Origin of the sequence: Mesorhizobium sp. LMG 17147 (assembly GCF_024297145.1) — a bacterium.
Lineage (GTDB): Bacteria > Pseudomonadota > Alphaproteobacteria > Rhizobiales > Rhizobiaceae > Mesorhizobium.
In genome coordinates, this window is the sequence record NZ_JANCTC010000006.1 from 181,041 (window position 1) to 200,583 (window position 19,543).

A 19,543-nucleotide genomic window follows, 5' to 3' on the forward strand; every position below is an offset into this window, starting at 1 on the left:
GCGCGATGGCCGATCATTCGATCGCCGGTGCGACGGGCATTATGGCGATGGCAGGTGACCGCTCGCGGCGTGCCCGCCTCGTCATCGTGCTACTCTGCGTCGGACTGGTTATCGCCGTGCTGTTGTCGCTGACCTCCGGCGCGTCCGATGCCTCGGCCATCGGTGTCATGCATAACTGGCTGTTCGGCGCGTTGCCCGGCGACGCGGCGTTGAGCGCCCGCGACCGCCTGATCATCCATGACATCCGTCTGCCGCGCATCATTCTGGGCGTGCTGATCGGTGCATCGCTTGCCGTCTCCGGTGCCGTCATGCAGGGGTTGTTCCGCAATCCGCTGGCCGACCCCGGCCTGATCGGCGTTTCGGCTGGATCGAGCCTCGGTGCGGTCGCCGTCATCGTGCTTGGTTCGACCATGCTGGCGCCGTTGACTTCAGCGCTCGGCACGACGGCTTTGCCGCTGGCTGCGTTCTGCGGCGGGCTGGCGACGACATTGCTGCTCTATCGGGTCGCGACACGACAAGGCCGGACCTCGGTCGCCACCATGCTGCTCGCCGGCATCGCGCTGGCGGCGCTTGCCATGGCGCTGACCGGCATCCTGATCTTCATGGCCGACGACCGGCAATTGCGCGACCTGACCTTCTGGCAGCTCGGTTCGCTGAGCGGCGCAACCTGGCAGAAGATCGGCTCGGTCGGGCCGGTCATCGTGCTGGCGCTGGCGGCAATGCCGTTCCTGGCGCGCGGCCTCAACGCGCTGGCGCTTGGCGAGGCCACCGCCGGCCATCTCGGCATCCCGGTGCAGCGCCTGAAATACACCGCCATCATCGGCGTCTCGGCAGCGGTCGGCGCCTCCGTCGCGGTCAGCGGCGGCATCGGCTTCGTCGGTATCGTCGTACCGCATTTGCTGCGTTTGTTGATTGGCCCGGACAACCGCTATCTGCTGCCTGCATCGGCACTGCTTGGTGCGGCGCTGCTGCTTTTGGCCGACGCCGTCGCCCGCACCATCGTCGCCCCGGCCGAATTGCCGATCGGCATCGTCACCGCGGTCGCCGGCGCACCGTTCTTCCTGTGGATACTGCTGCGTAAGCGCGGCGTCATCGACCTGTGAGAGACCGTTTGGAAACTCTACTCTGGCGGCCATCTGATGGCGTTTTTCTGCGCTTCCGGTGCTCACGGACCCAAATGTCCGCTCCGCTCCGGTTCTCGAAACCACCACCATATGACTCGCCAGAGCGAATTTCGAAACAGTCTCTAAGAGGGTTTTTATGATCGAAGCGCGGGATGTCTCGGTGGCGATCGGCGGCAAGCGCATTGTCGCCAACGTCGATTTCGACGCGCCGCCGGGCGAAATAGCGGCCATCGTCGGCCCCAATGGTTCGGGCAAGACGACCTTTCTCAGAGCACTGTCCGGCGATCTTGCTTATTCGGGAGAGGTCGCCATCAACGGCCGCAATCTATCCGCGATGAAGCCGGTCGAGGCGGCGACGGTGCGCGCCGTGCTGCCACAGGCGACAACGCTGTCCTTCCCGTTCACCGTGCGTGAGATCGTCAGGCTAGGCCTGGTCGGCGGGCGCTGCGGCGCGTTGCCCGGCGAGGACCAGTGCCTGCCCGAACGGGCGCTGGCTCGCGTCGACCTCGACGGTTTTGCCGGCCGCTTCTACCAGGAGCTGTCCGGCGGCGAGCAGCAGCGCGTGCAGCTTGCCCGCGTCCTGTGCCAGGTGTGGGCGCCGGTGCTCGACGGCAAGCCGCGCTATTTGTTCCTCGACGAGCCGGTGTCCAGCCTCGACATCAAACACCAGCTGATCATCATGGACATCGCGCGTGATTTCGCCAGGCGCGGCGGCGGCGTGGTCGCCATCCTGCACGACCTCAATTTGACGGCGATGTATGCCGACCGGATTTTCGTCATGCATCGCGGCAGGCTCGCCGCTACAGGTTCGCCGCAACAGGTGCTCAGCGACGAGCTGATCGAAGAGGTCTTCGATTGCCGGCTGAAGGTCGGCGTGTTGCCGGCGGCAAACATGCCGTTCATATTGCCGCAATCGGCGGCTTAGGCAATCAGAGAACTCAAGCGGCCGGCGCCCTTTGCACCAGTATGTCGATGCCGAGCAGGTGCCGCACATTCGGGCGCGCCGCCACTAGATCGGCGATCGTGTAGCGCGACAGCACGGCGAAGAAGGCGTTGAGCGCTTCGCGCAATGCCGAATTCAAGGCGCAGCTGTCGACCAGCGGGCATTCGGCGGCGTCGTTCTCGAAGCACTCGGCCATGGCAAAGCTTTCCTCCGTCACCCGCACGACATCGAACAGGCTGATTGATTCGGCCGCACGGCCGAGCCTGACGCCGCCATTCCGGCCGCGCACCGTTTCGATCAGCCCGTGCTCGACCAGCGGCTGCAGAATCTTGAACAGGAAAAGTTCCGATACCGAATAGGCGGCGGCGATCTCGGGGATGCGGCTCAACCGTTCGGTGTTGGCGGCGCAATACATCAGAATGCGCATGGCGTAGTTTGTCTGACGGGTAAGCCGCATCGTGTCCTCACATAGCAGTGGTTGGCGTCAATATGGCCTATAGTTTGGAACAATTCCAGACTGGCGCTGCATAATAGATGAATTCCGGCCTCAAGTTTGCGTGCACGATTGCGCGCACTGAAACCAGCGGCGCGCTTTCCGGGGCAGGCGGCACTAGATAAGTTCGCATACACGATCAGGAGCGGCCCATCATGTCTCGACCAGCCTCGGCATTTGCATCTGTCGCGTCCGCCCGGTTCGATGCCGATGCCAAGCTTTCGGCGCTCAGGCGCACCAAGTTCGTTGCCGCCGCAGCACTTGCGTTTTGCGTGCTGGTCTTTGCGGTGGCGAAATCGCTCGAGAGCCGGCATGCGTGGCTGGGCTTCGTCGCCGCTTTCGCCGAGGCGGCGACGATCGGCGGGCTGGCCGACTGGTATGCGGTGGTGGCGCTGTTTCGGCGGCCGCTCGGCCTGCCGATCCCGCATACGGCCATCATCCCGGAAAACCAGAACCGCATCGCCGACAATCTGGGCCGCTTCATCGAGGTCAATTTCCTGGCGCCGGAACCGGTGCGCGAAAAGCTCGCCGAGGTGGACTTTTCGGCGCTGGTCGCGGACTGGCTGGCCGACCCGAACCGCGCCGCCGATTTGTCGCGTTTCGTTGGCCGGCTGGTGCCGCAGACGCTGGCAGCGGTCGAGCAATCCGGGCTGCGCGGATTCGTCACCAGCCGCATGCTGGAGCAGATCGAGAAGGTACCGCTGGCGCCGCTCGCCGCCGAACTGCTGTCGGCGCTGACCGACGATCGCCGCCACCAGAAATTATTCGACGAGTTCACCAAGGTGGTCGGCCGCTTCCTGAGCGACGAGCAGGCGCTGGCGACGATGCGCGAGAAGATCCGCGAGGAACTGCCGTCGCTGTTCAACCTGTTTCGCGCGGACGCCTATCTGTTGAAGAAGATCGTTGCGTCGGCCGGCTCGCTGCTCGATGAGGTGCGGGCCGATCCGCACCACCCGATGCGAGCCGAATTCGACCTTTTCGTCGAAACCTTCGTCGAGCGGTTGAGGACATCCAAACAATATGCCAGGCGCGCCGAAAAGCTGAAGCGCGATTTCCTTGCCCGGCCAGAGCTCAGCGCGTTGGCCGGCGATATGTGGGACAGCCTGCGGCTGTTCATCGAACAGGACGCCAAGGCGCCGAATTCGATGATCCGCGACCATCTCGCCACCATGTTCGTCGAGGTCGGCCGCCATCTTGCCGACGACGCGCAGATCAGGGCCGACATGAACCAGGGCTTCATCGTGGCGCTGGCCTCCTTCGTCGAAAGCCAGAAAAGCGGCGTGTCGAAGTTCATCGCCGACCAGGTCAAGCGCTGGGACCTCGCGCAACTGACAAGGCTTATAGAAATGAACATCGGCAAGGACCTGCAATATATCCGCTTCAACGGCATGATCATCGGTGGCCTTGCCGGGCTCGTGCTCTACATCGCCGAACGGCTCTTTCTCGTCGGCTGACTCGTCCGAATGGACCGCTGAGCTTCGCTGCACTATCTTCGGTGCAGTGTCGGCGTTCACGGCAACAGGGGGGAGAGAACCAGCATGGCAAAACGACCGGAGTCTGAGTCCTTCATCGACATGTTCGGCAAGTTCGGCCGCGACCTGAAGCTGCCGAATGTCGACGTCGAGGCGATCCTTGCCCACCACGCCAGGAACCTGGAAGCGCTGGAGAAGTCGGCCCGGGCGAGTGCCGCCGGAGCGTCGGCGCTGTTGTCAAGGCAACGCGAGATGCTGCAGGACACACTGCGCGAAATCACCGACATGGCACAAAACTACCGAGCGCCCGGCACTCCGCAGGAAATGATGCAGAAGCAGGCGGCGTTCGCCAGGAAATCCTTCGAGACCGCGCTGAAGAATGCCGGCGAGATGGCGGAACTGGCGAGGGCGTCCGGCACCGAATCGATCGAAATCCTGCGCAGCCGCATCAAGGAGGCGATGGAGGAGATCCGCGCCGGCCATCATAAGGGGTAAGCTGTTCCCCGGCAGCACGCTTGCCGGCAGCGACGACCGGCGGTTCGCGGCCGAAGATTATGGGCTGGAATCGCACTGGCGAATTGACAGGGGGGGCCGGTCGTGGTCCGGAACAGGCAAGCGATCGGGAAAGCAGGAATGACGCAGATACGGCCGAGGACGCCGCCGACCTTCGAGCAACTCAGGGCGATGGCCGGGCAGGAGTTGGGCGTTTCGGACTGGACGTTGGTCGATCAGCACCGCATCGACCAGTTTGCCGAATGCACTGGCGATCATCAATGGATCCATGTCGATCCCGAACGGGCGAAGCGGCAAAGCCCGTTCCGCACCACGATCGCGCATGGCTATCTGACCCTGTCGATCATCGGCGCGCTGGCGCTCGAGATGGGGATCGTGCCCGAAAACACGCAGGCCGCGTTCAACTACGGTTTCGACAAAGTGCGTTTCGTGGCGCCGGTCAGGGTCGGCTCGCGAATCAGGCTGCGCACCACGCTGTTGTCGATGGAAGACAAAGGTCCGGGGCAGTATTTGATGAAGGCCGCCAATACAGTCGAGATCGAAGGCGAGCAAAAGCCGGCGCTGACCGCCGAGACGCTCGTCATGCTTTATGCACGCCGCAAGCGGGCAGGGGCCTGAGAACACAGCCTCAGGCCAGCAGGCGTCCGGCAGCGCAATCAACGCGACATCGCCTCTTCAAGCGCCCTGAAAATCCGGTCGTCTCCCGATTGGGCGACGTTGAAGCGCATGTAACGGCTGGCCGAACGGGACAGGCTGAACGCATTGCCGGGCGCAAGCACGACGTTGGCCGACAAAGCGTGACGGGCGACGTCCGCGGCATCTATTCCCTCCGGCAGCCTGCACCATAAAAACATGCCGGCCGGCTGATCTATCCACGGCACGATGCCGATTGCCCTGAGCCGAGTGCCGGTTTCTTCCCTGGCGCGCGAGAGCCGCGCGCGCAGCAGATCGACGTGCTTGCGATAGAGGCCGTCCTTCAGCAGCATCAGCACCAGTTCGGATGCAAGTCGCCCGCTGCCAAAGGATGTGGCAATCTTGAGATCGGTCAAACCTTTCATCCAGTCGCGAGGAGCGGCGATGAAGCCGCAGCGCACCGATGCCGACAGCGTCTTGGAAAAGCTTCCGATATGGATGACCCGGCTGAGGCCGTCGAAGGCCGCCAGCCTGGGGGCGGGCGTGTGTTCGAAATCGGCGAAGATATCGTCCTCGATGATCGTCAGCCCCGACTGATCGGCGAGCTTCAGCACCCGATGGGCAACGACCGGGGACAATATCGCGCCGGTCGGATTATGGAGCGCCGAATTGGTGATGTAGAGGCGCGGCCGGTGCTCGTTCAGCGCCTGCGCGAACAGTTCGGTGTCCGGCCCCGAGCGCGTGTAGGGGACGCTGATCACCTTGGCCCGATGGGCGCGCAACAGGGCATGGAAGTTGAAATAGCACGGATCGTCGACCAACACCGTGTCACCCGGTTCGAGCAGGAACCGGCACAGCAGGTCGATCGCCTGAGTGCCCGATTCCGTCAGCATGATCTGTTCCGGGGACGCTTCGATGCCGTGCTCGGCCATGCGCCGCGCCAGCAGATGTCGCAACGCCGGCAACCCGAGCGGCGTGCCGTAATCGGTCAGCGCTGCGTCGTCGGCGCGGGCCATCGTCCGCAGCGCGCGACGCAATCCGGTCTCGGGCATCCATGACGCCGGCAACCAGCCGCAACCCGGTTTCAGGACGCCGTCGCCGGCTTCCAGCGATTGGCGCGAGACCCAGAGCGGGTCGACAGCACGGTCAAGCCTGGGGCCGATCTCGGCCAGCGACAGCGGAGCCAGCGGTCCGGCGGCATAGAAGCCCGAGCCTGGCCGCGAGCGGATCATGCCTTCCGCCGCAAGACGTTCATAGGCTTCGACCACGGTGGATTTGGAAACCTGCATGGCCTTGGCGAAAGCCCGGATCGAAGGCAGCCGCATTCCCGGTGTCAGGCTGCGCGAGGCGATCCTGTGCCTGATCATCGCCATGACGCTTTCGACAAGCGTTCGGCTGCCTTCATCTGTTGTCGTCTGCTCGTCCATCCGTACTGCTCGCCCCACCATGACAGTTTTGTCAAACTGTACCTGATTGTCTCTGGCGGAGCCATACGCTCGGCCCGATAGAGGGCGAAATCAGCGGGGCATCTATGGACAAGGCGGCGAGTAGCTGGGCGGCGAGTAGCTGGGCGGCGAGCAGTTGGGCGGCGAGTGGCTGGGCGGCAAGTGGCTGGGTCAACGGGTTCATCGGCGTGCTGATCTTCAGCGGTTCGCTTCCGGCGACGCGCGTGGCGGTGATGGATTTCGATCCGGTGTTCGTAACGGTCGCCCGTGCGGCTTCGGCGGGCATCCTCGGCCTGGCGCTGCTGCTTCTCTTTCGCCAGAAGCGCCCGGAGCGGCGAGATCTGTTCCCGCTGGCGATCGTGGCGCTTGGCGTCGTGGTCGGCTTTCCCCTGCTGACGGCGCTGGCGCTCAAACACATCACGTCGGCTCACTCGATCATTTTCGTCGGCCTGTTGCCGTTGGCGACCGCGATCTTCGGCGTGGTTCGAGGCGGCGATCGCCCGAAGCCGGCGTTCTGGCTGTTCTCGTGCCTCGGCAGCGCCCTTGTCGCCGGTTTTGCAGTCACGCAAGGCCTGTCGGTCTCGCCGCTCGGCGACATCCTGATGCTGGCCGCTATCATCGTGTGCGGATTGGGCTATGCGGAGGGAGCGGCGCTGTCGCGCAAACTCGGTGGTTGGCAGGTGATTTCGTGGGCGCTGGTGCTGTCGCTGCCGTTCATGCTGGCGCTGACGTTCATCACCATGCCGCCGTCGCTCGAAAGTGCCGGCAGGGGCGCCTGGATAGGCCTGGCCTATGTTTCGCTGTTCAGCATGCTGATCGGTTTCGTGTTCTGGTATCGCGGCCTGGCGCAAGGCGGCATCGCCGCGGTCGGGCAGTTGCAACTGCTGCAGCCCTTCTTCGGCCTTGGGCTGGCGGCAGCGCTGCTGCATGAGCAGGTCAGTCCCGCCATGATCGTCGTCACCGCCGCCGTCGTGCTTTGCGTCGTCGGTGCCAAGAGATATGCAAAATAGGTGCGCCAGCGCACTCTTGACTCGATACAATCGCGTCCAATTGATACCAAGAGCTGCCGAACCTGGCGGAACGACGTCTCGAGGTGCCGAGTCGGCCAGAGTGGCACAAGGCGCGAGGTGGCCTCACGTTGGCGTGGCGGAAAAAGGGACGATTTTGGTGCCTGGGGTCCAGAAGATAGTCTTGTCCTCCGGCGGCGAGGTGGCCGTCCGGACGGCTGGTGACGCTTCCAAGCCCGCGCTCGTGCTGCTGCACGGCTTTCCTAGCTCTTCGCGGACGTTTCGCGACGTGATCGCGCCGCTCTCCGGCAGCGCCTATGTCGTGGCGCCTGACCTGCCGGGCTTCGGCGCGTCCGATCTGCCGCCCGAGCCATCGTTCGACATGCTGGCCGGCGCGATTGAAGAGCTGCTCTCGCGTCTCAACGTTGGCCGCAGGTTTCTTTATCTGCATGATTTCGGAACCCCCGTAGCGCTTCATCTCGCCATGCGCGCGCCGGAACTCGTCGAAGGCCTCGTTATCCAGAATGCCAATGCCCACCGCTCCGGTCTTGGTCCGCAATGGGCAGACACATTGGACTTCTGGGCTGCGCCGAATGCGGCGAATGAGCAGGCCGCCACCGCCCATCTGACCTTCGAGGGAACCCGCGACCAATACGTCGCCGGGCTGCCAGCCGAGATCGCGGCGCTGGTCGATCCAGGTAATTGGATCGAAGACTGGCGGGTCATGTGTCTGCCGGGACGACTTGATCTGCAGAAGGCGCTCATTGCCGACTACAGCCGGTATGTCGACCGGTTCGGGGAAGTGGCTGATTATCTGGCGAAGCATCAGCCCCGAGCGATGCTTCTTTGGGGTCGCCACGATGCCTTCTTCGACATCGCAGAGGTTCAGTCGTGGCTTATGGATCTTCCCCGGATGGAAGCTCACGTCTTCGACGCAGGCCATTTCCTTCTGGAGACGCATGCGCTCAAGGCTGCTGAACTGATGCTGGAGTTCGTCGCCGGCGGCTCAGCTAAGCGCGCTGGCCGCGGCGACCGGAAATAGTCGCAAGGATCAGCGCCGCCATTACCAGGGCCGTCGCGACCTGGAAAGTGACCTGCATGCCGCGTCCGGCTGCCGCAGATGCCAATATCTGCTGACCGCTACCTTCGCTTCCGCCAGCCGATGCGAAGGCAAACACCGCGCCCATCACCGACGCACCGGTGATCAGGCCGAGATTGCGCGACAGATTGAGAAGGCCGGAGACGACGCCGCGCTGGTCGGGTGCCACGCCGGTCATCACGGCCGAATTGTTGGAGGTCTGAAACAGGCTGTAGCCGGTGCAGACGATGATGATCGGCACGATATAGCCGGCAATACCGAATTCCGCCCGCGACAGAGCAAAAGTACCAATAGCGAGATCGAACAAGCCGACGATCGTGATCCGGTGCGCCCCGAAACGATCGACCAGGCGTCCGGCCGGCAGCGCCGCCAATGCGGTAACCAGAGGGCCGGTCGACAGAACCAGCCCGACCATGGCTGCGTCCAGTCCGAGCGCACGCGACAGATAGAACGGCGCGACCACCAGCGTCGCCATCATGACGGTGGCGACGATCAGGTTCATGGCGAGGCTTGCGTTCAACGCCTGATCGCGGAACCTGGCAGGCTGGATCAAAGGGTTCTCGGTCCTTGTCTGCGCAATGACGAACAGCAGGCCAGCCACGGCGGCGGCAATCAGCAAACCGACATTGAGGAAACCAAAACTGCCGCGCCCAAGCGTCATAGCGAGCGCATAGGCGGCCAGCGTCAGCGCGAGCAAAGCCATGCCTATGCCGTCGAAACCGCGCCGATCTGGCGTCTTTTTTCCGGCCGGCAGGGCGCGCCTGGCAAGCGCGAAAGCCAGCGCCCCCAACGGCAGATTGATGAGGAAGATCGCGCGCCAGCCGAGACCGGCGATCAGCAATCCGCCAAGCGACGGGCCAAGCGTGGTGCCGATCGCCGACATGGCGCCGAGCAGGCCCATGGCGCTGCCGGTTTTTCCCCGGGGAACCGTGTCCGCGACAAAGGCCAGCGTCAGAGCCATCATGACAGCCGCGCCGAGCCCCTGTGCCGCCCGTGCGGCGATCAGCAGCCAGAGCGTCGGGGCAAGCCCGCAAAGCACGGATGCGAAGGTGAACAGGGCAATGCCGCCGAGCAATAGCGGGCGGCGGCCGAAAATATCGGCGAGCCGCCCGGCGCTGACGACCGAGGTCGTGATGGCGAGCAGATAGGCAAGGACGACCCATTGCACGAGCTGGAACGATGCGCCGAACGCCTGCATCAGCGATGGCAGCCCGACGCTGGCGATGCTGGTGGCGAGCGACGACAGCAGCGTTGAAAGCGACAGGCTTGCCAATGCCCATCGGGTCGAGCGGGCGCTCACCGGGGCAACTTCGTCCCAGGTCTTTTCAGCGGTAGATGCCAAGGTGAACTCCTTTGCCGTCAGCCCCAAATCGGAGCTGTCGGAGGCTATTCCCTCACATGATGTGTCGGAAGGCGCAGTATTTGCATCTTATTCGTGCATAAAACGCCACATTACGGCTGAGCTGTGCTACGGTCCTTCCATGTCGTCGCCCGATCTCAATCTGCTTGTCGCCCTTGATGTGCTGCTGACCGAGGGCAGTGTGGCGCGCGCGGCCGGGCGGCTGCGCCTCAGTCCCTCGGCGATGAGCCGGACGTTGGCGCGGTTGCGCCAGGCGACAGGCGACCCATTGCTGGTTCGGGCCGGCCGTGGTCTGGTTGCGACGCCGCGCGCGCTCGAATTGCAGCAGCAAGTGGGCCGCGTCGTGCAGGATGCGGAAGCGCTGCTGCGTCCGGCCAGGCCCCTCGACCTCTCCGCTCTCGACAAGGTCTTCACGCTGCGCGCCAACGAAAGTTTTGTCGAGGAGTTCGCACCGCGTCTTGTGACCCGTGTCGAAGCGAATGCGCCTGGTGTGCGGCTGCGTTTTGCGCCGAAATCCGACAAGAGCGACATGTCGTTGCGCGACGCGGCGATTGATCTCGAAATCGGGGTTGCCAGTGAAACGAGCCCTGAAATGCGCATTCAGGCGCTGTTTCGCGACCGCTTCATCGGTGTGGTGCGAACGGGACATAAACTGAGCGAGGGCCCGGTGAGCCCGGAACGTTATGCGGCCGGTCGCCACATCAGCGTGTCGCGGCGTGGCCGCGAAAAGGGCCCGATCGACGAGGCCTTGAAACTGCTGGGTCTCCAGCGGACGGTTGCGTGCATGGTTTCCAGCTTCTCGGCCACGCTCGCCATGGCGCGCGCCTCCGATCTGATCGCCAGCGTCCCCGAACGGCACACGCTGGGCGCGCGCGCAGGCATGTACAGCTTCCCGTTGCCGGTCGATATCGAGGAGGTCACCATTTCGATGCTCTGGCATCCGCGGCTCGATGTCGATCCGGCGCAGCGCTGGCTGCGAGCCTGCGTGCGGGAGGTCTGCGCGTCGTTTCGTTGATCCAGAGTCGGGGCGTGATCTAGAATCTGGTCACAACGCCGATGCCGATGCCTTCGAAGCCGCCCATCGCCATCAAAGCGGCCGGCGCTTCCTCGAGGCTGATCTTCTTGCCGACCAGGAGTTCGGGTTTGAGCTTGCCGGTGCGGATCATCTCCATCATCGCCTGGTAGCGAAACGCCTGCATGCCGTGGCTGCCGCGGATTTCGAGCTCGAATGCGATCACCTTGTCCATCGGAATCTGCGGCCTGGCATGGTCGCCGAGCATCAGGCCGACCTGCACGTGGCGCCCGCGGCGGCGCAGGTTCGCGATCGAATTGAACGAGGTTGTCGGGTGGCCGAGCGCGTCCATCGACATATGCGCGCCGCCATTGGTGATCTGCTTGACCGCCTTGACCACGTTGGGCGTGTTCGCCGCGTTGATCGTCGCCACCGCGCCGATCTTTTTGGCAAAGTCCAGCTTCTCGTCGGTGAGGTCGATGGCGACGACATTGGCGCCCATGGCGCTGGCGATCATGATCGCCGACAGGCCGACGCCGCCGCAGCCATGCACGGCCACCCATTCGCCGGGCGTCACGCGGCCCTGATCGACGATGGCGCGGAACGAGGTGACGAAGCGGCAGCCGAGGCTGGCGGCGGTGGCGAATTCCATCTCGTCGGGCAAGCGTACGAGATTGGTATCGGCATGGTCGATGGCGACATATTCGGCGAACGACCCCCAGGCGGTGAAGCCGGGCTGGAACTGGTGCTCGCAGACCTGGTGGTTGCCCGACGTGCATTCGAAGCAGCGGCCGCAGCCGACGGCAAACGGCACGGTGACGCGCTCGCCGCCCTTCCAGCGGGTCACCTGGTTGCCTGCGGCGACCACGACGCCGGCCAGTTCGTGGCCCGGCACATGCGGCAGCCGGATGCCGTCGTCGTGGCCCATCCAGCCATGCCAGTCGCTGCGGCAGAGGCCAGTCGCCTCCACCTTGATGACGACGCCTTCCGGCGAAGGCGTCGGATCCGGCACGGTCTGGATCGTCGGCGCCTCGCCGAATTTTTCGAAAACGACGGCTTTCATCGGCAGTTCCTCATCACTTCATGCAATGCGGTCTATTCGGCATCGATCTGGTTCTCCGGCGCGGCCTTCCGGAATGCCGGCAGCGCCATGCAGGCGGCGTGGATGCGTGCGATCGTCGGGTAGGGCGTCATGTCGACGCCGAAGCGGGCATTGCTGGTGACCTGTGCGACCAGGCAGATGTCGGCCAGCCCCGGCGTGTCGCCATGGCAGAATGTCTTGGTCTCGGGCGAGGAAGCCAGAATCTTTTCAAGCGGCTGGAAGCCTTCGTTGACCCAGTGCCGGAACCAGTTGACGACATCCTGGTCGCCGGCGCCGAACAGCGTGCGCAACGAGGTCAGCACGCGCAGATTGTTCACCGGATGGATGTCGCAGGCGATCATCTGCCCCAGCATTCTGACGCGGGCGCGGCCAGGCGCATCCTTGGGCAGCAGCGGCGGCTCGGGCGTGGTCTCGTCGAGATATTCGATTATCGCCAGCGATTGCGTCAGCAGCGTGCCATCGCCTAGGACCAGCGCCGGCACCAGCCCTTGCGGATTGACCGCGAGGTAGGCGGGATCCAGATGCTCGCCGTGGCGCAAATGATGCGGCACGTACTCGTAGGCCAAGCCCTTCATCTCCAGCGCGATCCGCACCCGGTAAGAGGTCGAGGAACGGTAGTAGTTGTGAAGGACGATATCGCTCATTGTGTCACGGGCTCGGTTGGCCGATGGTCAGTTCGATTTCGCCGATGCCGTCGACGCCGCCGGTGATCTTTTCGCCCGGCCCAACGGCGCCGACCCCGGCTGGCGTGCCGGTGAAGATCAGGTCGCCGGGCCGGAGTTCTACCGCCTCGCTGCAAATCGAGACGATGTCGGGAACCGGCCAGATCAGTTCGGCAAGGTCGCCGTCCTGCCTGATCTCGCCGTCGACCGCGAGCCAGATGCGGCCCTTGTCGGGATGACCGGATTGTTGCGCCGGGACCAGCGGGCCGCAGGGCGCTGAACGGTCGAAGGCTTTCGACCAGTCCCACGGTCGTGCCGCCTTTTTCGCCTCGTCCTGAAGGTCGCGGCGGGTCAGGTCGACGCCGACGCCGTAACCCCAGACATGGTCCAGCGCCCGCTGGCGCGGGATGCGAAAGCCGGCCTTGCCGATCGCGACGACCAGCTCGATTTCGTGGTGCAGGTTTCGGGTCAGCGGTGGGTAGGGGACCGTGGTGCCCGAACCGGCTACCGCGTCGACCACTGCGTCGCCTGGTTTGGTGAAGAAGAAGGGAGGGTCGCGCTCGTCATTGCCGAGCTCGCGGGCATGGGCGGCGTAGTTGCGGCCGACGCAGAAGATCCGGCGCACCGCAAAACGCTCCGGCGAGCCGGCCACGGCCACCGACGGGGTTGCGGGCAGGGGAAGGACGAAGCCGGTCATGCACTGTCTCTGTTCAGTGGATCTGTCCCCGGCACATTCGGCCGATTTGGGCAAACGGGCAAGGCATTGGATGGCGGAACAGCAGGCCTGCCGCACGGTGCCGCGGAAATCGTCGGTCCATTCTGCTTTAGCCAGCCAAGATGGCAATGTACTATTTGGCAATAAGCTGGCCATGGTTGCCGGACTATTCTAGACCAGACCAGACCAGACCAGACCAGACCGAACCGAAGTGAAGCTAATGACCGCTGTCAACGATCGCGCCCGGTTCCTCATCATCGACGACCATCCGCTGTTTCGCGAGGCGCTGCACAGCGCCGTCCAGATGGCCTACCCGGAGGTCGACACGGTGGAAGCGCGCTCGATTGCCGAGGCGCTCGAGCTTCTGACGGATGCCAAGCCGTTCGACCTCGCACTGCTCGATCTCAGTATGCCCGACGTGCATGGCTTTGACGGGCTGCTGCAGCTCAGGACGCGTTACCCGCGCCTGCCGGTCGTCATCGTCTCCGGCTATGAGGAGCCGAAGATCATTTCCGAGGCGCTGTCCTACGGCGCGGCCGGCTTCATTCCGAAATCGGCACGCAAGAGCGATCTTGCCGCGGCCATCCGCTCGGTGATGGAAGGTGCGATCTATGTTCCCCAGACCTATGAGGGCCGGCCGCCCGACGCCGACAGCACCGACCGCGCCGAGATGGTACAGCGCCTGGCCACGCTGACGCCGCAGCAGCTCAAGGTGCTGCAGATGCTGCGCCAGGGCCTGCTCAACAAACAGATCGCCTACGAGCTGCAGGTCGGCGAGACCACCGTCAAGGCGCATGTCTCGGAAATCCTGCGCAAGCTCAACGTCTACAGCCGCACCCAGGCGGTGATCGAGGTCTCGAAGCTGGACAATGCCGAGCTGTTTCGCGATCCGGCGGGGTTTTGAGAGGGCTCGCTAAAAAGCGCACCGTCACTGTAGTCGACCGCACTCGTGTCACCGCAATCGGACTAGACTAGCGACGGCTCTCACGTTTCCCAACGCCAGCTAAGGAACGGGCCTCTCTCTAGTCAGATCAAACTCGCGGGGCGATTGCTCGGCGGCAGTTAGCCTCTTTCCGGCATCTAGTAACATGGCCGCTCCGGGTCCAACGTAGAATGCTCTAACTTTACTGAATTGCTTTCTGAACGCCCTGCTAAAATCTTCATTAGCTCCTGAGCAAGCGGCGCGTCGGAGGCTGTTGCCACGCGGCCATCTATGACAACATCTTCACCCCATCGCCCACCGGGGGAAAGCGTGACTGTGTCCGGGTTGATAAGCTGATCTAACGAATATCGGATACCGAAGACTGTTTTTATCGGCCTCACCTCAATCGGAATGTCGCGGCGAGTGACAAGAAATGATTGACCGCTGGAAGCCGATCCAGCGGCTGATTGCCCAAGACTGGGAATTTGCCTTCCATTGCTAAAAGTTTCAAATTCCATCGTGGGAAACTGACCCATGAGAATGTATTTTATCGGAATTACATGCTCTACAGCTTCCAACACAGGGAGAAGATCATCCTTTGGCGCGAAGAAGTGAACCTGCTTCATATGAATTACCGCCTAGGCACAAGCAATGGCTGGAATACGGTGACCCGTGTGCTGGGAAGATACGACCAGTTCAAGCCAGCAAATGCGCCAGCAGCGCCCTTAGCTGCGCTGGCTTCAGCGGCTTGCGCATCAGCTCGATGCCAGCGGCGCGGGCGGCGTTGGCGACGGTCTCCGAACCGTCGGCGGTGACGATCAGCGCCGGCACGGCGCGGCCGAGATAATCACGGACCTCGGCGATTGTGGTGGTGCCGAGGTCGCCGCCGTCGAGATGCTGGTCGGCTATGACAATGTCTGGCAACCAGTCGGTATCGCCAAGCATGTCGAGCGCGTCACCGGTCGAGGTGGCGGGGCGCACCAGGCATTGCCAGCGCTCGAGCAGGGAGGTCATCGCCTGCAGCACCTCGATGTCGTTCTCGACCAGCAGCACCCTTGTGCCGAACAGACCGTAGCCGCGCGGCCGCTCCATGTCGACGGTGCCGGCGATTGGATCGGCCGTGTCGCCGATCCCGACCGGAACGTCGATATGGAAAATCGTGCCATGTCCGACCTTCGACGAAAACGTGACGGGATGGCCGAGTGCCGCGGCGATGCGGCGCACGATGGCCAGCCCCAACCCCAGCCCGCCGGCGGCAAGCCCGGCATCCGTCGGGATCACGCCCCGATGGAATTCCTCGAACACCGCCTCGCGCTGGTCGTCGGGGATGCCGCAGCCGGTATCGGCGACGTCGATGCGGATCGTGTCGCCGCGATGCCTGGTGCCGACCAACACGCCGCCCGAGCGGGTATAGCGCAGTGCATTGGACAGGATGTTCTGCAGGATGCGGCGCAGCAAGGTTCGGTCTGAACGAACGAGCGCATCGACCGGCCGGAATTTCAGCGTCAGCCCCTTCATCTCCGCGACCGGCTGAAAATCCGAGCGCAGAGAGGAAAACAGCGTCTCCAGGCTGACATCGGTGATGTCAGGCTGCACGACGCCGGCATCGAGCTTGGAAATGTCGAGCAAGGTGCGGAGCAGGTCCTCCATCGTCTCCAGCGATCGCTCGACCTGGCGGACCAGGTTTCTGCCTTCCTCGCTGGTCTGTACTTCGGCAAGCGCCGAGACCGACAGATGCGCGGCGTTCAGCGGCTGCAGCACGTCATGGCTGGCGGCCGCCAGGAACCTGGTCTTGGACAGGTTCGCCAGCTCGGCGTTTTCCTTGGCTGCGTTCAAGTCGATGTTCGACTGCTCCAGCCGGCGCAAGGTCGAATGCAGCTCTTCGGTGCGGCTGCGCACTCGGCTCTCAAGCGAAATGGCGGTCTGGAACAGCGAAAAAGCATTGCCTTGCTGGTCCATGGAGCGCTCGACGCGGCTGATCAGCGCGGCGTTGATCTTCTTCAGCCTTTCCAGGTCGTCGATGTTCCTGAGCGGCATGCCGGATTTCCTACTCCGCCGCTTCGGCCGCATTGCGTTCACCGAAGGCGATGCCGGTGAATGTCTGGTTCAGATGCATCGAACGGTACTGTTCGCCATAGGTGCCGAAGCCGAGGACGTTGTTGACCTTGTAGAGTTCCGAAATCTCGCGGTAGACCTGCCGATTGCGCGCATCGAGCCGGCGCAGCACGCAGTCGAAACCGAGGATCAGGTCGATGCCGCCAAGCCTTTCGCTGACGTCGCTGAGAGCGGCGCGGGTCGCCTCGACCATGTCCTTAGGCTGGGCGACGGCAAGCACGACACCATCGTCGATGGCGCAGAAGAACGACAGCGAGCCGTCCGCGTGCATCTTCTGGATTGAACGGCAGTAAAATTCGCCGCCGACTTTCACCACCACCGGATGCGAGGCAAAACTCAGTGGCGTCAGCATCTGCGCGACGACGCCGACCGAGGCGGCATATTCCTCGGCGGCAATGGTGGCGTTGAATTCGCGCACGATGCGATGGTCGGGATCGGATGCCGTCACCACCAGCTTCTCGTCGGTGGGAACGAAATTGTCGGTCTTGAACACGTGGAAAGGAATTTCCGTGGTGATCAGCACGATGATGGCGCTGTCGGAGGTCACTTTGCCGTTCGAGATCAGCCGCGTTGTCTCGAATTTCAAGTCATCGCCAGCCGACCCGCCGATCAATGGAATATCGTCGAGCCCCCAATGGATGGCGGAGGTCACCGCTTCTTCGGCATAAGACAGGCCGTCGATCAAGCAGAGGGCGAAAGTGGTGTCGGCTCGCTCGTGCCCGAGGCGCTCGCGTAACGAACGCCTCAGCGCCTCGACTTCGCCGGTAATCCCGTCCATGCCCGATGAGGACAGATTTTCGACCATGGTGCTGGCTGCCGAAAACGACGCGGAGGGAAGCAGCATAGCCAGGATCTGGCCTTCCGCCAGCCCCTTGGGCGTTATCTCACCGGCCGTCGAGCAGCCGGCATAGTGGAGCGCCGGCGCGTGGGTCTTCAGCGCTTCCGACAGGGCGACGGCCTCTATGAGGCTCTGCGAGAAAAACAGGAGGGCAAACCCGGCGTCAATGGCCGCTGCTTCCGCTGCCACCGCCCGGGCGAACGCATCCGCGTCAGATTCGTCGGTGGTGAGCACCGAAAGGCCGCATGCATAGCGCGTCCGTGACTTGGCCAGCGGCTTCCTCCTCCATTTCCTCTAACGCTCTTTTTTGTGCGCGTCTGGCGCGCCGGCGTCGAGGTCATTGTTGTCTTGAAGCGGTGCTTTGGCAATCAGCCAACATGATGGATTTGAAGTTTCTGCCGTTTGACGGCGTCAGCGCAGCCGCTGACGGACGGAAGGTTTCGTCCCGTCGGGCGTGTCGTTATCTCGCACTTGCACAAAATTGTAGTGCACTGCAATATAGCTGAGAATGCGGCCTTGAGCCCGCCTTTCGCAGAGGGGACCGGCATGACGGACATCTCCGCGACGCGTCTTGTCGTGGCCAGGCCTGTCGCCGACACATCGTCAAGGGCGAGGCTTGCCTATCTTGACGGCTGGCGCGGCCTGTCGATCGCGCTGGTGCTGATCGGCCATTTCTTCCCCGTTCCCGGCATCAATCTCGGCGTCCTGGGCGTCGAATTCTTCTTCGTGCTCAGCGGCCGGCTGATGGCCGAGATCCTGTTCGTCGAATACTATCCGCTGAAGAAATTCTTCAAGCGCCGGTTCTCCCGCATCTATCCGGCACTGCTGGTTTTCGTCGTCGTCGCGATGATCGCCTTGTCCGGCACGTTCATCGCCTTCAAGTGGAAGGCGGCGCTGACGGCGCTGACGTTCACCTACAATTACGCCGGAGTTCTCGTTACCCGCGCCGGCTCGCTCGACCATATCTGGTCGCTCTGCGTCGAAGAGCATGCGTATATCATTCTGGCTCTGATCAGCGTCGTCGTCCGTGGACGGTCCCGCGTCATCATGCTGCTCGGCGCATTGTCGCTGCTGGCCATGGCGAACGGCGCCATCTCCTACTGGGTGCTCGCAATAGGCTACGAGGGCACCTATTGGCGCACCGACGTGCACATCGCCTCGATCCTGCTGTCGGCGGTGTTATGCCTGCTCAAGGCCGACGACAGGCTGCCGGCGCTGCTCAAGGGGCCGCATGTTGCCCTGGCGGCCACAGTCGTGGCTGTGCTCCTTTTCATGGCTGCCGTGCCAACCCCCATTCACTATCTGGTCGCGGTGCCGCTGCTGGCGCTCGCCGTCAATTTGCTCGACTTCAGCAGCCGCTACCTGACCGGGGTTCTGTCGTCCCTGCCGATGACGATGCTGGGCCTGTGGTCGTATTCGCTCTATCTGTGGCAGCAGCCCTTTTATCAATTCGTCGACATAAAAGGCAGTTCGCCGTGGTTGATGCTTGCGGCGGCGTTCGCTTGCGCGCTGTGCAGCTACTACATCATCGAAAGGCCGGCCCGCTCCTGGCTGAACCGCAATTGGTAGGGCGAACGGCGCCCGCCGTTTTAGCCGGCGATCCGCCTTGCATAATACCGCACGGCTTTCCTGCCACCGTGGATTACCGCGTCGCCCACTTCCGCAAAGCCGAGTGCGGCATGGAAGGCGTCCGAAGCCGGATTGGGCGGCTCGGCATTGACTTCGCAGGTGACGATCGCCTGGCTGGCGCGCGACGCCTGCTCGAACAGATCCTCATACAGCCGGCGGGCATGGCCGCGCCCGCGCGCTGCGGCGGCGACCACGACGCGATCGACATAGACGAACCGCGGATAGCGCTGGTGAAACCACAGGAAGTTGGGGCTGTCGTAGCTGGCGTCCTGGTCGAAGGTCATGATGAAGGCTTCGAGCGAACCGATACGGCGCGCGTAAAACGCTTCGCCGAGCAGGAAGGAAAGGCGCTCGGGTTCGAGCCATGACAATTCGGCGGCGTGCTCGTTGTTGAGCGCGAGGACGGCCGGCTCATCACGCGGCGAAACCCGCTCGATCGGCAAACGCGTTTCGATCATG

At 63.4% G+C, this 19,543-nt stretch carries 20 protein-coding genes; 10 read left to right on the forward strand and 10 right to left on the reverse strand.

Annotation, left to right across the window (positions count from 1 at the left end; genetic code table 11):
* Positions 1 to 5: 5 nt before the first annotated feature.
* A complete protein-coding gene (locus tag NMG46_RS13990; RefSeq protein WP_254818232.1) occupies positions 6 to 1,103 on the forward strand; it encodes an iron ABC transporter permease in 1,098 nt (365 codons plus the stop codon).
* Between the two features lie 157 nt (positions 1,104 to 1,260).
* Positions 1,261 to 2,049 carry a heme ABC transporter ATP-binding protein gene (locus tag NMG46_RS13995; RefSeq protein ID WP_254818233.1) on the forward strand — a complete coding sequence of 263 codons (789 nt, stop codon included), beginning with the start codon at positions 1,261 to 1,263 and terminating at the stop codon, positions 2,047 to 2,049.
* Between the two features lie 13 nt (positions 2,050 to 2,062).
* On the opposite strand, the gene rirA is transcribed toward NMG46_RS13995, so the two are convergent.
* Positions 2,063 to 2,524: an iron-responsive transcriptional regulator RirA gene (gene rirA / locus NMG46_RS14000; protein ID WP_254818234.1), complete on the reverse strand. Its 462-nt coding sequence runs from the start codon at positions 2,522 to 2,524 to the stop codon at positions 2,063 to 2,065.
* Between the two features lie 191 nt (positions 2,525 to 2,715).
* Between rirA and NMG46_RS14005 the strand changes: the two genes are divergently transcribed.
* From NMG46_RS14005 to NMG46_RS14015, 3 genes are all read left to right on the forward strand, one after another.
* Positions 2,716 to 4,014 (forward strand): DUF445 domain-containing protein, encoded by a 1,299-nt coding sequence (locus NMG46_RS14005; RefSeq protein WP_254818235.1) that lies wholly within the window; start codon positions 2,716 to 2,718, stop codon positions 4,012 to 4,014.
* An 84-nt stretch (positions 4,015 to 4,098) separates the two neighbouring features.
* Positions 4,099 to 4,527 (forward strand): phasin family protein, encoded by a 429-nt coding sequence (locus NMG46_RS14010; protein ID WP_254818236.1) that lies wholly within the window; start codon positions 4,099 to 4,101, stop codon positions 4,525 to 4,527.
* A 138-nt stretch (positions 4,528 to 4,665) separates the two neighbouring features.
* Positions 4,666 to 5,163: a MaoC family dehydratase gene (locus tag NMG46_RS14015; protein ID WP_254818237.1), complete on the forward strand. Its 498-nt coding sequence runs from the start codon at positions 4,666 to 4,668 to the stop codon at positions 5,161 to 5,163.
* 38 nt (positions 5,164 to 5,201) lie between these two features.
* On the opposite strand, the gene NMG46_RS14020 is transcribed toward NMG46_RS14015, so the two are convergent.
* Positions 5,202 to 6,605 carry a PLP-dependent aminotransferase family protein gene (locus tag NMG46_RS14020; RefSeq protein ID WP_254818238.1) on the reverse strand — a complete coding sequence of 468 codons (1,404 nt, stop codon included), beginning with the start codon at positions 6,603 to 6,605 and terminating at the stop codon, positions 5,202 to 5,204.
* A 104-nt stretch (positions 6,606 to 6,709) separates the two neighbouring features.
* On the opposite strand from NMG46_RS14020, the gene NMG46_RS14025 reads away from it, so the two are divergent.
* Positions 6,710 to 7,633: a DMT family transporter gene (locus NMG46_RS14025; protein ID WP_254818239.1), complete on the forward strand. Its 924-nt coding sequence runs from the start codon at positions 6,710 to 6,712 to the stop codon at positions 7,631 to 7,633.
* Positions 7,634 to 7,814: 181 nt separating this feature from the next.
* Positions 7,815 to 8,672 carry an alpha/beta fold hydrolase gene (locus NMG46_RS14030; protein ID WP_254818240.1) on the forward strand — a complete coding sequence of 286 codons (858 nt, stop codon included), beginning with the start codon at positions 7,815 to 7,817 and terminating at the stop codon, positions 8,670 to 8,672.
* Here the strand turns inward: NMG46_RS14030 and NMG46_RS14035 are convergent.
* Positions 8,641 to 10,029, reverse strand: a complete 1,389-nt coding sequence (locus NMG46_RS14035) for an MFS transporter (protein WP_254818390.1) — start codon at positions 10,027 to 10,029, stop codon at positions 8,641 to 8,643. The genes NMG46_RS14030 and NMG46_RS14035 overlap by 32 nt on opposite strands.
* A gap of 181 nt (positions 10,030 to 10,210) precedes the next feature.
* Here NMG46_RS14035 and NMG46_RS14040 point away from each other — a divergent pair, with 181 nt between their 5' ends.
* Positions 10,211 to 11,104 (forward strand): LysR family transcriptional regulator, encoded by an 894-nt coding sequence (locus NMG46_RS14040; protein WP_254818241.1) that lies wholly within the window; start codon positions 10,211 to 10,213, stop codon positions 11,102 to 11,104.
* 19 nt (positions 11,105 to 11,123) lie between these two features.
* On the opposite strand, the gene NMG46_RS14045 is transcribed toward NMG46_RS14040, so the two are convergent.
* From NMG46_RS14045 to NMG46_RS14055, 3 genes are read right to left on the reverse strand one after another with little or no spacing between them, the layout of a single operon-like run.
* Entirely contained in the window at positions 11,124 to 12,164 is a 1,041-nt protein-coding gene (locus NMG46_RS14045; RefSeq protein ID WP_254818242.1) for a zinc-dependent alcohol dehydrogenase family protein, read from the reverse strand.
* Positions 12,165 to 12,196: 32 nt separating this feature from the next.
* Complete coding sequence (maiA, locus tag NMG46_RS14050; RefSeq protein ID WP_254818243.1) at positions 12,197 to 12,847, reverse strand: maleylacetoacetate isomerase; 651 nt, start codon at positions 12,845 to 12,847, stop codon at positions 12,197 to 12,199.
* 4 nt (positions 12,848 to 12,851) lie between these two features.
* The gene (locus NMG46_RS14055; protein WP_254818244.1) at positions 12,852 to 13,562 is read right to left on the reverse strand and encodes a fumarylacetoacetate hydrolase family protein; all 711 of its coding nucleotides are present in this window, start codon (positions 13,560 to 13,562) and stop codon (positions 12,852 to 12,854) included.
* Between the two features lie 238 nt (positions 13,563 to 13,800).
* Here NMG46_RS14055 and NMG46_RS14060 point away from each other — a divergent pair, with 238 nt between their 5' ends.
* Complete coding sequence (locus NMG46_RS14060) at positions 13,801 to 14,484, forward strand: response regulator transcription factor (RefSeq protein ID WP_254818245.1); 684 nt, start codon at positions 13,801 to 13,803, stop codon at positions 14,482 to 14,484.
* Positions 14,485 to 14,660: 176 nt separating this feature from the next.
* Here the strand turns inward: NMG46_RS14060 and NMG46_RS14065 are convergent, their stop codons facing one another.
* The 3 genes from NMG46_RS14065 to NMG46_RS14075 all read right to left on the reverse strand — a co-directional run bounded on the left by NMG46_RS14065 (position 14,661) and on the right by NMG46_RS14075 (position 17,689).
* Complete coding sequence (locus NMG46_RS14065) at positions 14,661 to 15,128, reverse strand: hypothetical protein (protein WP_254818246.1); 468 nt, start codon at positions 15,126 to 15,128, stop codon at positions 14,661 to 14,663.
* Positions 15,129 to 15,198: 70 nt separating this feature from the next.
* Positions 15,199 to 16,539: a hybrid sensor histidine kinase/response regulator gene (locus NMG46_RS14070; RefSeq protein ID WP_254818247.1), complete on the reverse strand. Its 1,341-nt coding sequence runs from the start codon at positions 16,537 to 16,539 to the stop codon at positions 15,199 to 15,201.
* 10 nt (positions 16,540 to 16,549) lie between these two features.
* Positions 16,550 to 17,689, reverse strand: coding sequence for an FIST signal transduction protein (locus tag NMG46_RS14075; protein WP_254818248.1), 1,140 nt, complete (start codon positions 17,687 to 17,689; stop codon positions 16,550 to 16,552).
* A 312-nt stretch (positions 17,690 to 18,001) separates the two neighbouring features.
* Here NMG46_RS14075 and NMG46_RS14080 point away from each other — a divergent pair, with 312 nt between their 5' ends.
* Positions 18,002 to 19,024, forward strand: coding sequence for an acyltransferase (locus tag NMG46_RS14080; protein ID WP_254818249.1), 1,023 nt, complete (start codon positions 18,002 to 18,004; stop codon positions 19,022 to 19,024).
* 20 nt (positions 19,025 to 19,044) lie between these two features.
* On the opposite strand, the gene NMG46_RS14085 is transcribed toward NMG46_RS14080, so the two are convergent.
* Entirely contained in the window at positions 19,045 to 19,542 is a 498-nt protein-coding gene (locus NMG46_RS14085; protein ID WP_254818250.1) for a GNAT family N-acetyltransferase, read from the reverse strand.
* Between the last annotated feature and the right edge of the window lies 1 nt (position 19,543).

Coding starts and splice junctions, on each gene's coding strand:
- NMG46_RS13990 (WP_254818232.1), top strand. CDS start 6: ATGGCCGATCATTCGATCGCCGGTGCGACGGGCATTATGGCGATGGCA.
- NMG46_RS13995 (WP_254818233.1), top strand. CDS start 1,261: ATGATCGAAGCGCGGGATGTCTCGGTGGCGATCGGCGGCAAGCGCATT.
- rirA (WP_254818234.1), bottom strand. CDS start 2,524: ATGCGGCTTACCCGTCAGACAAACTACGCCATGCGCATTCTGATGTAT.
- NMG46_RS14005 (WP_254818235.1), top strand. CDS start 2,716: ATGTCTCGACCAGCCTCGGCATTTGCATCTGTCGCGTCCGCCCGGTTC.
- NMG46_RS14010 (WP_254818236.1), top strand. CDS start 4,099: ATGGCAAAACGACCGGAGTCTGAGTCCTTCATCGACATGTTCGGCAAG.
- NMG46_RS14015 (WP_254818237.1), top strand. CDS start 4,666: ATGACGCAGATACGGCCGAGGACGCCGCCGACCTTCGAGCAACTCAGG.
- NMG46_RS14020 (WP_254818238.1), bottom strand. CDS start 6,605: ATGGACGAGCAGACGACAACAGATGAAGGCAGCCGAACGCTTGTCGAA.
- NMG46_RS14025 (WP_254818239.1), top strand. CDS start 6,710: ATGGACAAGGCGGCGAGTAGCTGGGCGGCGAGTAGCTGGGCGGCGAGC.
- NMG46_RS14040 (WP_254818241.1), top strand. CDS start 10,211: ATGTCGTCGCCCGATCTCAATCTGCTTGTCGCCCTTGATGTGCTGCTG.
- NMG46_RS14045 (WP_254818242.1), bottom strand. CDS start 12,164: ATGAAAGCCGTCGTTTTCGAAAAATTCGGCGAGGCGCCGACGATCCAG.
- maiA (WP_254818243.1), bottom strand. CDS start 12,847: ATGAGCGATATCGTCCTTCACAACTACTACCGTTCCTCGACCTCTTAC.
- NMG46_RS14055 (WP_254818244.1), bottom strand. CDS start 13,562: ATGACCGGCTTCGTCCTTCCCCTGCCCGCAACCCCGTCGGTGGCCGTG.
- NMG46_RS14060 (WP_254818245.1), top strand. CDS start 13,801: ATGACCGCTGTCAACGATCGCGCCCGGTTCCTCATCATCGACGACCAT.
- NMG46_RS14065 (WP_254818246.1), bottom strand. CDS start 15,128: ATGAAGCAGGTTCACTTCTTCGCGCCAAAGGATGATCTTCTCCCTGTG.
- NMG46_RS14070 (WP_254818247.1), bottom strand. CDS start 16,539: ATGCCGCTCAGGAACATCGACGACCTGGAAAGGCTGAAGAAGATCAAC.
- NMG46_RS14080 (WP_254818249.1), top strand. CDS start 18,002: ATGACGGACATCTCCGCGACGCGTCTTGTCGTGGCCAGGCCTGTCGCC.
- NMG46_RS14085 (WP_254818250.1), bottom strand. CDS start 19,542: ATGATCGAAACGCGTTTGCCGATCGAGCGGGTTTCGCCGCGTGATGAG.